Source organism: Plantibacter flavus, assembly GCF_002024505.1.
In the GTDB taxonomy this organism is placed as follows: domain Bacteria; phylum Actinomycetota; class Actinomycetes; order Actinomycetales; family Microbacteriaceae; genus Plantibacter; species Plantibacter flavus_A.
The window spans coordinates 2492559-2510862 of the sequence record NZ_CP019402.1 but is presented as its reverse complement, the minus strand read 5'-3'; the positions used below and the strand labels follow the sequence as shown (position 1 = coordinate 2510862).

17 protein-coding genes are annotated in these 18304 nt (G+C 69.1%); 16 read left to right on the top strand and 1 reads right to left on the bottom strand.

Going from position 1 to position 18304, the window contains the following annotated elements; translation table 11 throughout:
* Positions 1-18 precede the first annotated feature (18 nt).
* From BWO91_RS11765 to dapF, 15 genes are all read left to right on the top strand, one after another.
* The gene (locus BWO91_RS11765) at positions 19-1695 is read left to right on the top strand and encodes a ribonuclease J (protein ID WP_064294449.1); all 1677 of its coding nucleotides are present in this window, start codon (positions 19-21) and stop codon (positions 1693-1695) included.
* Positions 1696-1842: 147 nt separating this feature from the next.
* Complete coding sequence (locus tag BWO91_RS11760) at positions 1843-2835, top strand: hypothetical protein (protein ID WP_071262310.1); 993 nt, start codon at positions 1843-1845, stop codon at positions 2833-2835.
* Positions 2832-3536, top strand: coding sequence for an ABC transporter ATP-binding protein (locus BWO91_RS11755; protein ID WP_064294447.1), 705 nt, complete (start codon positions 2832-2834; stop codon positions 3534-3536). Before BWO91_RS11760 ends, BWO91_RS11755 begins: the two co-directional genes overlap by 4 nt.
* Entirely contained in the window at positions 3529-4767 is a 1239-nt protein-coding gene (locus BWO91_RS11750) for an ABC transporter permease (protein WP_139205492.1), read from the top strand. The genes BWO91_RS11755 and BWO91_RS11750 overlap by 8 nt, the downstream gene beginning before the upstream one ends.
* A 58-nt stretch (positions 4768-4825) precedes the next feature.
* A complete protein-coding gene (locus tag BWO91_RS11745) occupies positions 4826-5317 on the top strand; it encodes a GNAT family N-acetyltransferase (RefSeq protein ID WP_064294446.1) in 492 nt (163 codons plus the stop codon).
* A 77-nt stretch (positions 5318-5394) separates the two neighbouring features.
* The gene (locus BWO91_RS11740; RefSeq protein WP_079003951.1) at positions 5395-8289 is read left to right on the top strand and encodes an FtsK/SpoIIIE family DNA translocase; all 2895 of its coding nucleotides are present in this window, start codon (positions 5395-5397) and stop codon (positions 8287-8289) included.
* A 2-nt stretch (positions 8290-8291) separates the two neighbouring features.
* Positions 8292-8900 carry a CDP-diacylglycerol--glycerol-3-phosphate 3-phosphatidyltransferase gene (pgsA, locus tag BWO91_RS11735; protein ID WP_071262308.1) on the top strand — a complete coding sequence of 203 codons (609 nt, stop codon included), beginning with the start codon at positions 8292-8294 and terminating at the stop codon, positions 8898-8900.
* On the top strand, positions 8897-9412 hold the full coding sequence (locus tag BWO91_RS11730; protein WP_079002687.1) for a CinA family protein: 516 nt from the start codon (positions 8897-8899) through the stop codon (positions 9410-9412). Before pgsA ends, BWO91_RS11730 begins: the two co-directional genes overlap by 4 nt.
* Positions 9413-9631: 219 nt before the next feature.
* Complete coding sequence (locus tag BWO91_RS11725) at positions 9632-9940, top strand: helix-turn-helix domain-containing protein (protein ID WP_056012120.1); 309 nt, start codon at positions 9632-9634, stop codon at positions 9938-9940.
* Between the two features lie 92 nt (positions 9941-10032).
* Positions 10033-10257, top strand: coding sequence for a DUF3046 domain-containing protein (locus BWO91_RS11720; RefSeq protein ID WP_064294442.1), 225 nt, complete (start codon positions 10033-10035; stop codon positions 10255-10257).
* Positions 10258-10538: 281 nt separating this feature from the next.
* Positions 10539-11681, top strand: a complete 1143-nt coding sequence (gene recA / locus BWO91_RS11715; protein ID WP_079002686.1) for a recombinase RecA — start codon at positions 10539-10541, stop codon at positions 11679-11681.
* Positions 11682-11707: 26 nt separating this feature from the next.
* Positions 11708-12583 (top strand): regulatory protein RecX, encoded by an 876-nt coding sequence (locus BWO91_RS11710; RefSeq protein WP_079002685.1) that lies wholly within the window; start codon positions 11708-11710, stop codon positions 12581-12583.
* 35 nt (positions 12584-12618) lie between these two features.
* On the top strand, positions 12619-14220 hold the full coding sequence (miaB, locus tag BWO91_RS11705; protein WP_079002684.1) for a tRNA (N6-isopentenyl adenosine(37)-C2)-methylthiotransferase MiaB: 1602 nt from the start codon (positions 12619-12621) through the stop codon (positions 14218-14220).
* Positions 14217-15131: a tRNA (adenosine(37)-N6)-dimethylallyltransferase MiaA gene (miaA, locus tag BWO91_RS11700; RefSeq protein WP_079002683.1), complete on the top strand. Its 915-nt coding sequence runs from the start codon at positions 14217-14219 to the stop codon at positions 15129-15131. Before miaB ends, miaA begins: the two co-directional genes overlap by 4 nt.
* A gap of 9 nt (positions 15132-15140) precedes the next feature.
* Entirely contained in the window at positions 15141-16022 is an 882-nt protein-coding gene (gene dapF / locus BWO91_RS11695; protein ID WP_079002682.1) for a diaminopimelate epimerase, read from the top strand.
* Positions 16023-16027: 5 nt separating this feature from the next.
* Here the strand turns inward: dapF and BWO91_RS11690 are convergent, their stop codons facing one another.
* On the bottom strand, positions 16028-16651 hold the full coding sequence (locus tag BWO91_RS11690; protein WP_079002681.1) for a class I SAM-dependent methyltransferase: 624 nt from the start codon (positions 16649-16651) through the stop codon (positions 16028-16030).
* A 41-nt stretch (positions 16652-16692) separates the two neighbouring features.
* Here BWO91_RS11690 and hflX point away from each other — a divergent pair, with 41 nt between their 5' ends.
* Positions 16693-18297 carry a GTPase HflX gene (gene hflX, locus BWO91_RS11685; protein ID WP_228498742.1) on the top strand — a complete coding sequence of 535 codons (1605 nt, stop codon included), beginning with the start codon at positions 16693-16695 and terminating at the stop codon, positions 18295-18297.
* Positions 18298-18304: the final 7 nt, after the last annotated feature.

Here is an 18304-nt window from a genome sequence, read left to right as displayed (position 1 = left end):
AAACCAGAGGGGGGCTACATGCCCAATACCATCATCGATCCGCCAGTCCTCGAACCGGGGACGCTCCGCGTCATCCCCATCGGAGGACTCGGCGAGATCGGCAGGAACATGACCTGCTTCGAGATCGACGGCAAGATCCTGATCGTCGACTGCGGCGTGCTCTTCCCCGAAGAACACCAGCCGGGCGTCGACCTGATCCTTCCCGATTTCACCTCCATCAAGGACCGGCTCGACGACATCGTCGGGGTCGTGCTCACGCACGGTCACGAGGACCACATCGGCGCCGTGCCCTACCTCCTGAAGCTGCGCAAGGACATCCCGCTGATCGGTTCCGGCCTGACGCTCGCGCTCATCGAGGCGAAGCTCAAGGAACACCGCATCGTCCCCTACACCCTGCCGGTGAAGGAGGGGCAGATCGAGGCGCTGGGGCCGTTCGACCTCGAGTTCGTCGCGGTCAACCACTCGATCCCGGACGCGCTCGCGGTGTTCATCGACACCGACGCCGGCACGGTCCTCGTGACCGGTGACTTCAAGATGGACCAGTTGCCGCTCGACGGCCGCCTGACGGACCTCCGCGCCTTCGCCCGCCTCGGTGAAGAAGGCGTCGACCTCTTCCTCGTCGACTCGACGAACGCCGACGTTCCGGGATTCACGCCGCTCGAGCGGTCCATCGGGCCGGTCCTCGACCAGGTCATCGCGAAGTCCGAGCGCCGCGTCATCGTCGCGAGCTTCTCGAGTCACGTGCACCGCGTCCAGCAGGTCCTCGACGCGGCTCACGCCCATGGCCGGCGGGTCGCGTTCCTCGGTCGGTCCATGGTGCGCAACATGGGTATCGCAGCCGACCTCGGGTATCTGAACGTCCCCGAGGGCCTGCTCATCGACTACAAGAAGGCGAAGGACCTCCCCGAGGACAAGATCGTCTACATGTCGACCGGGTCACAGGGCGAGCCGATGGCCGTCCTCAGCCGGATGGCGAACCTCGACCACGCGATCGAACCGGGCCCGGGCGACACCGTCATCCTCGCCTCGAGCCTCATCCCGGGCAACGAGAACGCGGTCTACCGGGTCATCGACGGCCTGACGAAGCTCGGCGCCACCGTCGTCCACAAGGGCAACGCGAAGGTCCACGTCTCCGGTCACGCGGCCGCCGGTGAGCTGCTGTACTGCTACAACATCCTTCAGCCGAAGAACGTGCTCCCGGTCCACGGCGAGTACCGTCACCTCGTCGCGAACCAGAAGCTCGCGATCGACAGCGGAGTCCCGGCGCAGAACACCTTCATCGGCGAGGACGGCATCGTCATCGACTTGAAGGACGGCGTCGCGAAGGTCGTCGGGCAGCTCGACGTCGGGCTCGTCTACGTCGACGGCTCGACCGTCGGCGAGATCACCGACGCCGACCTCAAGGACCGTCGCATCCTGGCGGAGGAGGGCTTCATCTCGGTCATCGTCGTCGTCGACTCGAAGACCGGGCACATCATCTCCGGCCCCGAGGTGCACGCGAAGGGCTTCGCCGAGGACGACAAGGTCTTCGCCGACATCAAGCCGAAGGTCGCCAAGGCACTCGCCGAGGCGGCGGAGAACGGCGTCCGCGACACGCACGCGCTGTCGCAGGTGATCCGTCGGACCGTGGGCCGCTGGGTCAACACGTCCTTCCGTCGCCGCCCGATGATCGTCCCGCTCGTCATCGAGGCCTGATCACCGGACGGGTCAGCTCGGTCCCACCCGCCAGGAGGCGGTCGGACATCATCCGCGAGGGTGATGTCCGGCCGCCTTCCGCGTTGCTACCTTGGAAGCTCCTATGGCCGCTCGTCACTCCGACTGCGGTGGATTCCGGAGGTCGGCGTGGGCGTTGTCCGCACCTGGGTGTTCCCCATTCTGAAACTGCTCGTCTTCACCGCGATCGCGGTGGCGCTCGTGAAGGTCGCGTTCTTCCCGGACGCACCGCAGGAGGAAGGGCCGACGCAGCCGACCGGGAGCCTCGTGGAACCACAGGTCCAGGCGGCGCTCGGCACCGTGGTCAACACCGTCTCGGTGGAGGGCCAGGTCGTCGCCGACCCGGCCAGCACGGCGAAGTCGACCGTCGCCGGCACCGTCGACGAGGTGTTCGCCGCCAAGGGGGCCGTCCTCGCGGAGGGTGATCCCATCCTCGACGTCAAGACGATCGACGAGGAGGGCAAGGAGCGGTACGTGCAGGTGACCGCGCCGGTCGCGGGCACCCTCGGCAACGTCAAGCTCATCCACGGGCAGTCGGTCCAGATCGGCGACGCGGTGGCGCAGGTGTCGCCGGCCACGTTCTCCATCACCGGGGCGTTGAGCGCCGACAAGCAGTACCGTCTGCTCACCATCCCCGGCGAGGCGACGGTCACCATCAACGGCGGCCCGGCCCCGTTCGTCTGTCCGGCCGTTCGCGTCACGACGCCGTCGAGCGGCGGCGACGAGGAGGAGCCGACGACGGGCGGTGGATCCGGGCAGACACCCGGTGGCAGCGGAACCTCCGTCACCTGCGCCGTGCCCGGTGATGTCCGGGTGTTCGCCGGACTCGCCGCGACGATCGAACTCGCGGGCGGTGTCGCCGAGAACGTCCTCGTGCTCCCGACGACCGCCGTCAAGGGTTCGGCAGGAACCGGGACCGTCTGGGTCGTCGGCGCCGACGGCGCCCAGGAGGAACGGCCGGTCACGCTGGGACTGAACGACGGGCAGCAGGTGCAGATCGTCGACGGCGTCGCCGAAGGCGACTCGGTGCTCCAGTTCGTCCCCGGAGCCGTCGCGCCCGCGCCCGAGGGGTGCACGCCGCTTCCGGACGGCAGCATGGCTTGCGACGGGTCGGTCGGGTGACGCTCCTCGAGCTCCGCGGCGTCACCAGGGTCGTCCAGATCCCCGACGCGCCGCCGCTGACGATCCTCGACGGCGTCGACCTCGAGGTGCACGAGGGTGATCGCGTCTCCATCGTCGGCCGATCGGGTTCGGGCAAGTCGACGCTCCTGAACCTCCTCGGCCTGCTCGACAAGCCGACCTCCGGGTCGCTCGTCTTCGACGGTCGACCGGCGGAACGCCTCGGCTCCGGTGCGCGCGACCGACTGCGCGGCGCCCAGATCGGATTCGTCTTCCAACAGTTCAACCTCCTGCCCGGCCGGACCGCGCTCGAGAACGTGACGACGCCGCTCCTGTATGCCGGCGGACGCTCGTTCTGGCGCCGTCGGGAGATCGCCGCCGCGATGCTCGAACGCGTCGGACTCGGCGACCGCCTCGACGCGATGCCCACGAAACTGTCCGGCGGCGAACAGCAGCGCGTCGCCATCGCACGGTCACTGGTCCGTGGGCCACGGCTCATCCTCGCGGACGAGCCGACCGGCGCACTCGACGTCGAGACCGGCACCTCCGTCATGTCCCTGCTCGATGAGGTGGCGTCCTCCACGGGGGCCGCCCTCGTGACGATCACCCACGACCGGGCCATCGCCCGACTCGCGACGACCCACCACCGTCTCGATCACGGCGTGCTCACCCCCGATCACGAACTGGAGGCCACGGATGTCTAGGATCCTGACCTCGATCGTCGGAGCGGTCGTCGAGGCCGCCCAGGAGCTGCGGATCCATCGTGGCCGGGTCATCCTCTCGCTCATCGGCGTCGGTGTCGCGGTGTGCGCCCTCACGAGCATGGTCGGCATGTCGTCGCTCGCGGCGCAGGCCCAGACCGAGTCGCAGGAACGCTACGGCGGCCGACCCGCCACGCTCATGGCGTCGGTCTACGGCACGGGAGCGGAGCAGCCCGACCCTGAGCTGTACATCACGGCGGTGCACGACCTCGCCGAGCGGTACGGCATCGGGTACGTCTCGCAATCCGGTAGCACCCAGTTGAACGTGCAGTTCGCCGACGGGACCGTGCCGGTACCCGCGACCGTCGTCGACGTCCCCTACGGCGAGATGCACCGCATCAGACTCGACGAGGGCACCTGGTTCCAGGAGGACGACGGCGACCGCCTCGCACCCGCGATCGTCGTGAACCCGGCGTTCTGGCAGCGCCTCGGGTCGCCGCCCATCGAGACGCACCCGACGGTCACCGTCCACGGTGAACATCCGGTCACGGCCGTGGTCGTCGGGGTGTACGCCAGCAACGAGTGGGACACCGAACCGCAGCTGTCGATCCTGCCCGCAGGGACGGCGCTCATCGGTCCGGCGGCCGGCGCCGAGGAGGGCATGGGCCAGCCCGGTCAGCTGCCGCAGTTCGAGTTCTGGGTCCCGAACGCAGACGCCGAGGCCTTCATCCAGCGGATCCAGTCCGACCTGCGTGCCGAACTCGGCGACGCGTACGGCGTCGAGGTGTTCCGCAACGACTTCGGCCAGACAGGAGAGGACCCGCTCCTGTCGTTGAAGCTCGTGGTCGGTGCCGTCGCCGGACTCATCCTCCTGCTCGGAGCCCTCGGGCTCATCAACCTCTCGCTCGTCACCGTCCGCCAGCGCATCCGCGAGATCGGGATCCGACGCAGTTTCGGGGCGACCGCGCCGCGCGTGTTCTTCGCCGTGATGATGGAGAGTGTCGTCGCCACCTTCGTCGCCGGGGTGATCGGTGTCATGCTCGCCGTCGCCGTCGTGAAGAGTCCGATCGTCGAGCAGTTCATCGGTCAAGGGCTCGTGACGGACTTCCCGCCGTTCCCCATCGAGGCGGCGGTCCTCGGGCTGGTCAGCGCGACGGCCGTCGGCGCGATCGCCGGGCTCCTCCCGGCGCTCGTCGCCGTCCGCGTGAAGGTGATCGACGCCATCCGGTACTGAGCGCCGGCGACCCCTCACGCGTCATCTGCTCGAAACACCGTTGGCGTACCATCCGTCCATGGCGGTCTACTCGATCCGCGAAGCCGCGGTGGCTGATGTGCGCGTCCTCACCGACATGATGGTCGAGGCGGCCAACTGGAACGCCGTCGCGCCCCGTCCCCGGTCCGCCGTCCTCGCCGATGCGCAGCACACCCGGTACGTGCACGGGTGGCGTCGCCCCGGCGACGCCGGGGTCGTCGCCGTCGGGCAGGACGGTGCGCCGGTCGGGGCGTGCTGGTATCGACTCTTCCCGTCCGACGCACCCGGGTTCGGGTACGTGGCGGGCGGCGTCCCCGAACTCATCCTGGGGGTCAGTCCGATCCACCGCGCACAGGGCGTCGGACGGCAGTTGCTCCGCGCGACCGTGCAGCTCGCCAGAGCGGCCGGGTACCAGCGCATCAGCCTGAGCGTGGAGCGGGCGAACCACGCCGTCTCGCTGTACCGCACCGAGGGGTTCGCGACCGTGGACCGGCGGGGGAGCCGCGACACGATGGTCCTGAATCTGCGCTGACCGCCCGGCGGATCGCGGATCGTGGACACCCCGCCAGCTTGCCGGGCTGCGTCGGTGGCGACGAGTACCGTGAACGCATGGCCGCACGTTCCAACTCGACCAGCCGTTCGCGCAGCGCTTCCTCGCCGAGCGGCGCTTCGTCGCGCACCACGAGCACGAAGACGAACACCAAAGCCGGCCCCAAGGCGGGCGCGTCGACGACGAAGCAGCAGAAGACCGTCGCCTATCCGGCCGCCGAGGAGCAGCGCAGTGTGCTGACCTCGATGTGGCTCGGTCTCGCGCACGGCGTCGGTGGAGCGGTCCGCGCCCTCGGTCCCGAGCGCATCGCCAAGGAGGACCGTCGCGACGGCTTCCCCTTCCTGCTCTTCCTGCTCGCCGTCGTCGGTGCCGTCGTCGAGTGGTTCGGCGCGGCCGACCCGGTCGCCCAGACCTTCGACGCCTGGTCGTTCGGAGGCCTCTTCGGCCGACTCGCCTTCGTGCTCCCGGTCATCATGATCGTCTTCGCGGTCTGGCTGTTCCGGCACCCGGCCTCGGTCGACGACAACGGCCGCATCAGCATCGGCCTCGGTCTGCTCCTGATCAGCATCTCGGCGCTCTGCCACATCCACGGTGGCCAGCCGAACCCGAGTCAAGGCCTGCCCGCGTTGGCGCAGGCCGGCGGTCTCCTCGGGTGGATCCTCGGCGCTCCGCTCGCCGCGATCATCACCCCGATCGGCGCGACCGTCCTCATCTCGCTCCTGGTCCTCCTCAGTCTCTTCATCGTGACGAAGACGCCCCCGAACCGCGTCGGTGCCCGCGTGCGGCAGTTCTCCACCTGGATGTTCGGCGAGCAGCCGGAGGCACCTGAGGGAGAGCCCGCAGAGCTGAAGCGTGCGCGGACGAAGCGACTCGACGACCTCGACGAGGAACCCGACGAGCCGGCGGCCCTGCCGTGGTGGCGTCGCAACACGAGCCGCCGCGAGGACGACCCGACGTTCGAGGACCCGCTCATGGGCGACAACATGACCGAGCTCCTCGGTCTCGAGAAGCCGTCCGGCGGATTCGACTCGCCGCTCGAACCGGTGGCCGCGCCTACCGCGTCGCCGAAAGCCGCGCCGGCGCACGACGCCTTCGGCTCCGAGCTCCTCGGCGACCTCGAAGCGGCGGAGAGCGCCGTCAAGCGGTTCAACACGGGCGAGATCAAGCCGCAGACGGGTCTGCACGACGACAGCATCCCCGGCGCGACGGAGGTCATCGAAGACCTCGACCCCGCGCTCCTCGGTGCACCCGACCAGATCGACTTCTCGGCGCGCCCGATGGCGCAGCAGGGCCAGGACGACACGCCCTACCGTCTCCCGTCCGCAGGGACGCTGGCTGCGGGGGAGCCCGCGAAGACCCACAGCGCGGCCAACGACGAAGCGGTCGCCGCGATCACGAGCGTCCTCGACCAGTTCGGCGTCGACGCGAAGGTCACCGGATTCTCCCGCGGCCCGACCGTGACGCAGTACGAGATCGAGCTCGGCCCGGGCGTCAAGGTCGAGCGCGTGACGGCGCTCAGCAAGAACCTCTCCTACGCCGTGGCGTCCAACGAGGTCCGCATCCTCTCGCCCATCCCGGGGAAGAGCGCCATCGGTATCGAGATCCCGAACACCGACCGCGAGATCGTCACCCTCGGCGACATCCTGCGGTCGACGGCGGCCACGAACAGCAACCACCCGATGACGATCGGCGTCGGCAAGGACGTCGGCGGCGGCTACGTCGTCGCGAACCTCGCGAAGATGCCGCACCTCCTGGTCGCCGGGTCGACCGGCTCCGGCAAGTCGGTCTTCGTCAACTCGATGATCACCTCGTTGCTCATGCGCGCCAAGCCGAGTGAGGTGCGCATGGTCCTCATCGACCCCAAGCGCGTCGAGCTCGCGCCGTACGCGGGCGTCCCTCACCTCATCACGCCCATCATCACGAACCCGAAGAAGGCGGCGGAAGCGCTGCAGTGGGTCGTGAAGGAGATGGACATGCGGTACGACGACCTCGCGAGCTTCGGCTACCGGCACATCGACGACTTCAACAAGGCCGTCGTGGCAGGCGAGATCGTCCTCCCCGCGGGAAGCGAACGCGTGCTGAAGCCCTACCCGTACCTGCTGGTCGTCGTCGACGAGCTCGCCGACCTGATGATGGTCGCGCCCCGCGACGTCGAGGACTCTATCGTCCGCATCACGCAGCTGGCCCGTGCGTCCGGTATCCACCTCGTCCTCGCGACGCAGCGTCCGTCGGTCGACGTCGTCACCGGCCTCATCAAGGCGAACGTCCCCTCCCGCCTCGCCTTCGCCGTCACGAGCGTCACCGACTCGCGGGTCATCCTCGACCAGCCGGGCGCCGACAAGCTCATCGGCCAGGGTGACGCCCTGTTCCTGCCGATGGGCGCGAACAAGTCCATCCGCGTGCAGGGTGCCTGGGTCGGCGAGAACGAGATCCAGCGGGTCGTCGAGCATGTCACCAACCAGGCGCGGCCGGAGTACCGGAAGGACGTCCAGGCCGTCGCGGAGCGCAAGGAGATCGACGCGGACATCGGCGACGACCTCGAACTGCTGCTCGCAGCAGCGGAGCTCGTGGTGTCGACGCAGTTCGGATCGACCTCGATGCTGCAGCGGAAGCTCCGGGTCGGTTTCGCGAAGGCCGGCCGGCTCATGGACCTCATGGAGTCCCGCGAGATCGTCGGCCCCTCCGAGGGTTCGAAGGCCCGAGACGTCCTCGTCACCGCCGAGCAGCTGCCGGGGGTCCTGGCCCGCCTGCGCGGCGAGGACGACGGCTCGGCCGCTCCGGCCCCCGCGGCGGCGGCATCGACAGCAGCTGCGGCCGCTCCGGTCGTCGGCGCTGTCGGCGGCGTCGAGCCCGACCCCTACGGCGCGGACCCGGTCGAGGCCCAGTTCCAGGACTATCCTGAGGTCGAGGGCGGTTCTGACGAAGACGCCTGGAGTCTCACCGGTCGGGAGTAGACATGACGGCATCGAACGCGTCGGCTGCTGAGCCGCGCATCTCGAACTGGAACCTCCCGAACGCGATCACCGTGGCGAGGATCGTGCTCGCGCCCGTGTTCATGTGGATGCTGCTGGCGGACGACGGTTCCGACGGCGCACTGCGGTGGTGGGCGGCACTGCTCTTCGTCGTCGCGATCGCGAGCGACGGCATCGACGGACACATCGCCCGCAGTCGCAACCTCGTGACGGACCTCGGCAAGATCCTCGATCCGATCGCCGACAAGGTGCTGACGGGTGGAGCGCTCGTCGCGTTGTCGATCCTCGGCGAACTGCCGTGGTGGGTCACGATCGTCGTGCTCGTGCGCGAGATCGGCATCACCGTCCATCGCTTCATCGTGATCTCCGACCATGTCGTCGCCGCCGCGTGGATGGGGAAGCTCAAGACCCTGGCGCAGGCCGTCGCGATCTCGCTCGCCCTCGCGCCGTTCTGGGTGCTCCTCGGTGACTGGGTGCTCTGGGTGAACGCGGTGTTCATGACCATCGCCGTGCTCCTGACCATCGCGAGCGGCATCGACTACGTCGTCACCGCCGTTCGCGGGTCGCGCGCCGACCGGCAGGTCGAGCGATGACGTCCGATGCCGTCGAGTCGGCCGACGCCGGTGCCGCCTCGGCGGTCCACGCCCTCATCGACGCCCGGTTGACGATCGGTGTCGCGGAGTCCCTGACCGGCGGGCTGCTGGCCGCGGCGCTCATCAGCGTCCCCGGCGCGTCCGCGACGGTCCGAGGCGGTGTGGTCGCTTACGACACCCGCCTGAAGCACTCGTTGCTCGGAGTCGACGCCGGCCTCCTCGCGCTCCACGGTGCCGTGCACCCGGAGGTGGCCCTGCAGATGGCCGACGGCGCGCGCCGTGCCCTGGCGATCGACGGGCTTCCAGCCGACGTCGGTATCGCGACGACCGGCGTCGCCGGACCGGACCCGCAGGACGGCCAGGCCGTCGGGACGGTCTTCGTGGGCATCGTGACGCGAGCGGGCGGACGGGTGGTGCCGCTCACCCTCGACGGAGGCCGTCAGGAGATCCGACACCGGACCGTCGAGCTCGCGTTGGAGGCGCTCGTTCGCGAACTCGGCGCACTCCAGTGAACGCCGACTCCGATCGGCGGAATACCGTCCGTTTCCATCGCGTTACAGATGACGTATTCACAAGAAAAGCCCAGTGATCCTGGTTACTGTTCGGCATACGGTGGTTGTAATGTTGGCCATCCACGAACGAGACGGCGATCAGCTGGGACGACGTGAATCCGCGTTGCAGAAGCAGAGCGCTGTACGACACGAGGTCGTAGAGCACAGAGGGAGGGTCACGTGGTTCTAGTCCGTCAAGAGATCGGCGACGTGCTGAGGGACTTCCGGTTGCAGAAGGGTCGCACGCTGCGCCAGGTGGCGAGTAAGGCGAGCGTCGCACTCGGATACCTGAGCGAGGTCGAACGAGGCCAGAAGGAGGCATCGAGCGAGATCCTCGCCTCGGTGGCCGACGCCCTCGACACCCCCATCTCCGTCATCATGCGAGAGGTCGGCGACCGCCTCGCGGTCATCGAGGGTCTCTCCCCGAACATCCCGGACACCGTTCCGGACGAACTGGTCAACGAGCTGGACGAACTCGTCTCCCGCTGATCGAGCGAGCACGGCAGCAGAACGCCCCGGGATCCCTCTCCCGGGGCGTTTCCGCGTCCGGACGGACGACGGAGGAAGGGACAGGAGCAGGAATGAAGCTGAGTGAGTTCAGGACGGCCGTGGCCGACGAGTTCGGTGTGGCGTACGGAGCGGTGCTCACCGGTGACCTCGGACTCACCGAGTTCGGCTCGAAGACCGCCGAGGAGGCGTTGCGCGCGGGTGTCCCGCCCCGCGACGTCTGGATCGCGCTGTGTACCGCGACCGACGTGCCGGACGAGCGACGCCACGGTGTCGGACGGCTGCAGCCGGGCGCGTGACGCGTCCCGCCTCACGGGCGAAGTGGTCTTCGACACGCCGCCCGATCGGTATCGAACATCCGTTCTAGTGGTGCTAGTGTCCTCCACAGGATCATTCGTGAGTGCGTTCTGCACGGATCGGGTCGTCCACCGGCGCATGTCGGTGGTGGCGCGTACCGTCGGAGACACCAGGAACGACCGACGCCTTGTCGCCCTCGGGCCCCGATCTTCAGCAGAAGCGGGTCCCGGAACACGCGGCGACAGCCTATAGGCACCCGACACCGAGCAGAGAGAAGCACACCATGCCAAGTCCAGCTGAACGCGAGAAGTCCCTCGAAACCGCACTCGCCCAGATCGACCGTCAGTTCGGCAAGGGCTCGGTGATGCGCCTCGGCAGCGACGAGCGTGCACCGGTCGAGGTCGTCTCCACCGGCTCGATCGCCCTCGACGTCGCGCTCGGCATCGGAGGGCTCCCGCGAGGCCGCATCGTCGAGATCTACGGGCCTGAGTCCTCGGGTAAGACGACGCTCACGCTGCACGCCATCGCGAACGCCCAGCGTGCCGGCGGCATCGCCGCCTTCATCGACGCCGAGCACGCGCTCGACCCCGAGTACGCCAAGAAGCTCGGCGTCGACATCGACTCGCTGCTCGTCTCCCAGCCCGACACGGGTGAGCAGGCGCTCGAGATCGCCGACATGCTCGTGCGCTCGGGTTCCATCGACCTCATCGTGATCGACTCCGTCGCCGCGCTCGTACCCCGCGCCGAGATCGAGGGCGACATGGGTGACTCGCACGTCGGTCTGCAGGCCCGCCTCATGTCGCAGGCACTGCGCAAGCTGACCGGTGGCCTGAACCAGACGAACACGACGATGATCTTCATCAACCAGCTGCGCGAGAAGATCGGTGTGATGTTCGGCAGCCCCGAGACGACCGCCGGTGGTAAGGCCTTGAAGTTCTACGCCTCGGTCCGCCTCGACATCCGTCGCATCGAGACGCTGAAGGACGGCACGGAGGCCGTGGGTAACCGTACGCGCGTGAAGGTCGTCAAGAACAAGATGGCTCCGCCCTTCCGGCAGGCCGAGTTCGACATCCTGTACGGCGTGGGCATCTCGCGCGAGGGCTCGTTGATCGACTTCGGTGTCGAGCACGCCATCGTCAAGAAGGCCGGCGCCTGGTACACCTATGAGGGCGATCAGCTCGGTCAGGGCAAGGAGAACGCCCGGAACTTCCTGCTGAAGAACCCGGACATCGCCGCTGAGATCGAGCGCCGGATCCTCGGCAAGCTCGGTGTCGGCGCCGAGGGTGCCGCCACCAAGAAGGCTGCGGATGCCGCCGCAGCCGAGGTCGCTGCTGCCGAGGCCGCCGCGCTCGAGGCGGCGACCGGTGGAGCCCCGCAGCTCGCAGCCGCCGGCGCATCGAAGTCCGCCGCGAAGCGCAGCGCGTAGCGCGCGCCCCGAACAGCGAGGTCACCATGGTCGTCTCCTTCCCTCCCGCCGGTCCGGCCGACGAATCGTCGGAGCGCTTGGCCCCCGTGACCTCGCTGTTCGGCGGTCGGCGTCAGGCGCCCGATGCGACGGCAGAACCCGACGGCTGGTTCGTCGGGCAGACCGACGAGGCTCCGCTCGTGGCCGCGCCCGTCGCGCGTCCCGTCGCTCCGTTGCGACGGACGTCCACCGAGCGCGTCGAGAGGGAGACCACCCCGCCGGGCGACATGTCGAGCGATGCCCCGGCGGCGACCAGCCCGACGACACCACCCGCGCCCGCCCGGCGGACGCTCGCCTGGACCTCGGTCGTCGAGGCGCCGGAAGACGCCGACGACCGCGCCGAAGCCGATGAGGTCGAGGCTCCGGTCGATCCGGAGGTTCGGCTGGCCGAACTCGACCTGCTCGCGGTGCGACGACTCGCCCGCCGCGGGTGTTCCGAGTGGGAGATCGCGGAGCTCCTCCGCGGCCACGACGCCGCACCCGGCGAGGTCGAGCACGTCCTCGCCGAGCTCCGCCGACGCGGCTATCTCGACGATGCCGAACTCGCACGCCAACTCGTCGAGAGCCTGCACACCCGCAAGGGGCAGTCCCGTGCGGTGATCGGCCGCGAACTCTCCTCGCGACGCATCGACGCCTCGATCGTCTCCGAGGCCCTCGAGGCCATCGACGACGACGACGAGCTCCGACGAGCGCTGGTGGTCGCCGAGAAGCGTGCCGGTCAACTGCGCTCCCTCGATCAGGCGACGGCCGAGCGACGTCTGTCGGCCTATCTCGCGAGACGCGGATACGGCTCGGCGATCATCCGTGAGGCGTGCTCGCGTGCCCTGTCGGGGTCGAAGCGTTCCGGCGTGAGTTTCCGCTGACCGGAGGCGTCTCGGGCCGCGCGTAGACTGCCGGTATGAGCAGCATCGTCGAGACGCCCACGGTCATCAGCGCCTCACCCGCCGCGATCGACGAGTCAGGTCGGCAGCGGAGTTATGAGGTCCGCACCTACGGGTGCCAGATGAACGTGCACGACTCAGAGCGGCTCAGCGGGTCGCTCGAGGCCGCCGGTTACGTCAAGGCGGACGGCGAGCAGGCCGACATCGTGGTCATCAACACCTGCGCGGTCCGCGAGAACGCCGACAACAAGCTGTACGGCAACCTCGGCCACCTGGCATCGATCAAGAAGCAGCGCAGCGGGATGCAGATCGCCGTCGGCGGTTGTCTGGCGCAGAAGGACAAGGAGGTCATCCTCCAGAAGGCCCCGTGGGTGGACGTCGTCTTCGGGACGCACAACATGGGCTCACTGCCGTCGTTGCTGGAGCGGGCCCGGCACAACGACGAGGCCCAGTTGGAGATCCTGGAGGCGCTCGACACCTTCCCCTCCACCCTCCCGACCAAACGCGATTCCAGCTACAGCGGTTGGGTCTCGATCTCCGTCGGGTGCAACAACACGTGCACCTTCTGCATCGTGCCGTCGCTCCGTGGCAAGGAGAAGGACCGTCGCCCGGGCGAGATCCTCGGTGAGCTGCGCGCGCTCGTCGAGGACGGCGCCATCGAGGTGACGCTGCTCGGGCAGAACGTGAACTCCTACGGCGTCGAGTTCGGGGATCGTCAGGCGTTCGGCAAGCTTCTGCGGGCGGCGGGCACGATCGAGGGCTTGGAGCGCGTCCGGTTCACCAGCCCGCACCCTGCTGCCTTCACCGACGACGTCATCGACGCGATGGCCGAGACGCCGAATGTGATGCCGCAACTGCACATGCCGCTGCAATCGGGTTCCGACCGCATCCTCAAGGCGATGCGTCGCTCCTACCGGTCCGAGCGCTTCCTCGGGATCCTCGACCGGGTCCGTGCGCGGATTCCGCACGCGGCCATCTCGACCGACATCATCGTCGGGTTCCCCGGCGAGACGGAGGAGGACTTCCAGGAGACCCTCCGCGTGGTCGAGGCCGCACGGTTCGCCAGCGCCTTCACCTTCCAGTACTCGATCCGAGCGGGTACGCCGGCGGCCACGATGCCCGATCAGATCCCGAAGGCCGTCGTGCAGGAGCGGTACGAGCGCCTCATCGCGTTGCAGGACCGCATCAGTCTCGAGGAGAACCAGCGTCAGGTGGGCCGGCAGGTCGAGTTGCTCGTCGCGGTCGGGGAGGGGCGCAAGAACGACGCCACGCATCGACTGAGCGGGCGGGCCGAGGACTCGCGTCTTGTCCACTTCGAGGTGCCGGCGGGCTCCGAGGTGCCGCGACCGGGTGACGTCGTGACCGTGACGATCACCGAGGCCGCGTCGTTCCACCTCATCGCCGACACACCCGGCGGTGAACCCCTGCGGGTCCGTCGGACGCGTGCCGGAGACGCCTGGGATCGAGCTCAGGCCGATTCCTGCGGTGTGCCGACGACGGCCGCCGCGGCGGAGCCAGGCCGCGTCTCGCTCGGCTTGCCTGGCCTGCGCATCGGGGCACCGACCGTCGGCGTGACCACCTCTCCCATCTACGACCCGAGCGACGGCGAACGCCGGTGACCGGCTTCCTCGCGGTCGTCGGAGCGACCGGGACGGGGAAGTCCGCACTGTCGCTCGAGCTGGCGACCGCTCTCCGCGAGGCGGGCCGTCCAGCCGAGATCGTCAACGCCGACGCCATGCAGTTCTATCGCGGCATGGACATCGGGACCGCGAAGCTGCCCATGGAGGAGCGGCGCGGGATCCCGCACCACCTCTTCGACGTCCTGGACGTCACGGAGGAGGCGTCCGTCGCCTGGTACCAGCCGACGGCTCGTGCGGTGATCGACGAGCTCACCGCGCGTGGGGTGACGCCGATCCTCGTCGGCGGTTCCGGGCTGTACGTCTCGAGCGTCATCCATGACTTCCGCTTCCCGCCGAGAGACCGCGCCCTGCGCGAGCGCCTGGAACGGGAACTCGAGGAGGAAGGGCTCCCGGCGCTCATCGAGCGGCTCCGCCTGGCCGATCCCGCGACCGCCGACCGCATCGACGCGGCGAACGCCCGCCGGGTCGTGCGCGCACTCGAAGTCCACGAGTTGGCCGAGCGCGGCCACGGTGCGGCGCTTCCGGAACGCCCCGTCCCCTGGCGGCCGGTCGAGGTCGTCGGGGTCTCGACGCCGCGAGAGGTCCTCGTCGAGCGCCTCGACCGGCGCGTCGAGATGATGTGGGACGCAGGACTCGTCGCGGAGACTGCCGAGCTGCTCGAGCACGGCCTCGAGCAGGGCGTCACCGCCGGCCGTGCGATCGGGTACGCCCAAGCGGTGGCGCAACTGCGGTCGGAGCTCACCGAAGCGGAGGCGATCGCCGAGACCCAGCGTCTGACGAGGCGGTACGCGCGCCGCCAGGTCAGCTGGTTCAAGCGCTATCCGGCGATCACCTGGGTGGAGGGCGGCAGCGCCGAGGCGAGTGAGCTGGCCCGCCGGGTGCGCCCGTAGACTGGTCGGATGGCGTCGACACTCTCCTTCACGAAGGGCCACGGCACGGGCAACGACTTCGTGCTCTTCTCCGATCCTGACGGCAAGGAGGCCCTCGATCCGAGCCAGATCGCGGCGCTCTGCGACCGGCATTTCGGGATCGGGGCCGACGGCGTCATCCGCGCCGTCCGGTCCGCGCACCTCGAAGCCGGGGCTGCCGTGCTCGCTGAAGACCCTGCCGCGGAGTGGTTCATGGACTACCACAACGCCGACGGTTCGGTCGCGGAGATGTGCGGCAACGGCATCCGGGTGTTCCTCCACTACCTGCTCGAGAGCGGGCTCGTGGAGCTGGCCCCCGGCGAGCAGCTCGCCATCGGCACCCGCGCCGGCGTCCGGATGATCGGCTACGACCCGCTCGGCTACGTCGTCGACCTCGGCCGCTGGAGCCTCGACGAGCGCGAGACGCTCGTCCGGGTGAAGGGGCTGCCCGTGGCACGTCCGGGTATCGGGATCGACGTCGGCAACCCGCACATCGTCGTCGCGGTCGCCGACGCCGCCGAACTCGACGGAGCGGAACTGGAGTACGTCCCACAGCTCGACCCCGCACCGCCGCACGGTGCCAACGTCGAGTTGGTCGTCCCGGGTGAGCCGCTCATCGCCGACGGCGTGGCCCGGATCCGCATGCGCGTCCACGAGCGCGGGAGCGGTGAGACCCTGAGCTGTGGCACCGGGACGGCTGCCGCAGCGCTAGCGTTCCGCCACTGGGCGGGCGCGGCGGCTCCGAACGACTGGCGCGTCGAGGTGCCGGGCGGGGTGCTCGGGGTGCGCATGGTTCCCGGCGCAGACGGCGAGCACGTGGTGCTGGCCGGTCCGGCGACGCTCGTCTACTCCGGGACGATCACCCTGGCCTGAGCCGCTCAGGCCGGACGGAGCTCCCGGCGCCGGGCGTGCAGGACGCGGAAGCCCTTCGCCATGGCCGCACGTCCGACGTGGAACGACGTCGGCAGCTGCTCCTGCAACCACTTCTGCAGCGAGTCCGAGCCGAGGTTCTTCTGTACGACGAGCCAGGCGTCACCCTCGTCCTCGAGCCGCGGCAACCAGTGCATCAGCATGCGGTGCAGCTCGTCCTTGCCGACGCGGATCGGCGGGTTCGACCAGATGGTCGCGAAGCGGACCGTGTCGGGGACGTCGTCTGGGAGGACGGCACGGATGTTGACGAGTCCGAGGCGCTCCGCGTTGATCCGGGTCAGGTCGAGCGCGCGTTCGTTGACGTCGACCGCCCAGACGGTCGCGTCCGGCGACGCGAGCCCGAGCGACAGGGCGATCGGGCCCCAGCCGCAGCCGATGTCGAGGAGGTCGCCCGTCGGCGGGGGAGGAGGGGTGTTCGCGAGCAGAACCTGGGTGCCCTGATCGAGGTGACCCGGACTGAAGACGCCGCCCGCTGAGACGAGCGAACGGTCGACGCCGCCGAGGCGTGCGGTGATCGGTTTGAGCTGCAACTCGCTCGCGGGTTCGGCGGTGAAGTAGTGCTCGTTCGACATACAGGAACGGTACCGGACCAGGAGGAAGTAGGGTTAACGCGATGCCTAGACCACCGATGGACGCACCCCAGGACCACGCAGACGACACCGATGTCGATGTCGAGGCGGTGGTGGACGACGCCTCGGTCACCGATCCCGACGACGTCGTCGCACGCGTGCTCACGAGCGCCGCGTCCCGATCGAGCGGGTACACCCTGTTCGGCAGCGGTGCAGCGGCCCTGCAGACGGGCGATGCCTCAGGAGGCAGTTCCGACGACGGCGAACAGTACGACCGTGAGGACCGGCAGGCCCTCCGTCGCGTCGCCGGGCTCTCGACCGAGCTCGAGGACGTCACCGAGGTCGAGTACCGGCAACTCCGGCTGGAGAACGTCGTCATCATCGGCGTCTACCCGCAGGGTGCGCTGCACGACGCGGAGAACTCCCTTCGCGAACTCGCAGCGCTCGCGGAGACCGCTGGCGCCGTCGTCCTCGACGGGCTCCTGCAGCGCAAACCGCACCCGGACCCGAGCACGTATCTCGGTCGCGGCAAGGCCCAGGAACTGAAGTCCATCGTCCAGGCGCTCGGCGCCGACACGGTCATCGCCGACACGGAACTCGCACCCAGCCAGCGTCGCGCACTCGAGGACGCGGTCGGCGTGAAGGTCATCGACCGCACGGCGGTCATCCTCGACATCTTCAGTCAGCACGCGAAGAGCCGAGAGGGCAAGGCGCAGGTCGAGCTCGCCCAACTCGAGTACCTCCTGCCCCGCCTCCGTGGCTGGGGTGAGTCGATGAGCCGTCAGGCCGGTGGTCAGGTCGGTGGTGCCGGTGCCGGTATGGGGTCGAGGGGCCCCGGTGAGACGAAGATCGAACTGGACCGGCGCCGCATCCACACCCGGATGGCGAAACTGCGCAAGTCGATCACGGCGATGAAGCCGGCGCGCGAGGCCAAGCGGGCGAACCGCCGCCGCAACACGGTGCCGTCGGTCGCGATCGCCGGTTACACGAACGCCGGCAAGTCCAGCCTGCTGAACCGCATCACGAAGGCCGGCGTCCTGGTCGAGAACTCGCTCTTCGCGACGCTCGACGCGACGGTCCGACGCAACGTGACCTCCGACGGACGCGAGTACACCCTGGCCGACACGGTCGGCTTCGTGCGCAACCTGCCGCACCAGCTGGTCGAAGCCTTCCGCTCGACGCTCGAGGAGGTCGCCGACAGCGACGTCATCGTGCACGTCGTCGACGCCGCGCACCCCGACCCTGCCGGCCAGATCGCCACCGTGCGCGACGTCATCGGTGAGGTCGGAGCTCGGCACATCCCCGAGCTGGTCGTGTTCAACAAGGCCGACCTCGTGGACGACGGCCAGCTGCTCGTGCTCCGCGGTCTCGTGCCGGACGCCGTCTTCGTGTCGGCCCGCACCGGTCTCGGGATCGACGAGCTCATGGAGCGCATCGAGACGCTGATCCCGTCGCCGAGCAACGAGGTCCACGTCATCGTGCCCTTCGACCGCGGAGACCTGGTCACGCTGCTGCACGAACGCGGCAAGGTGCTGTCGACGGACTACGACGAGCGTGGCACGATCGTGCACGCCCTGGTCGGTGCCGAGCTCGCCGCCGCCCTCGCGCCGTTCGCCGAGGTCGTCCCGGCACCAGCCGTGGCCGGCTGACCCGACT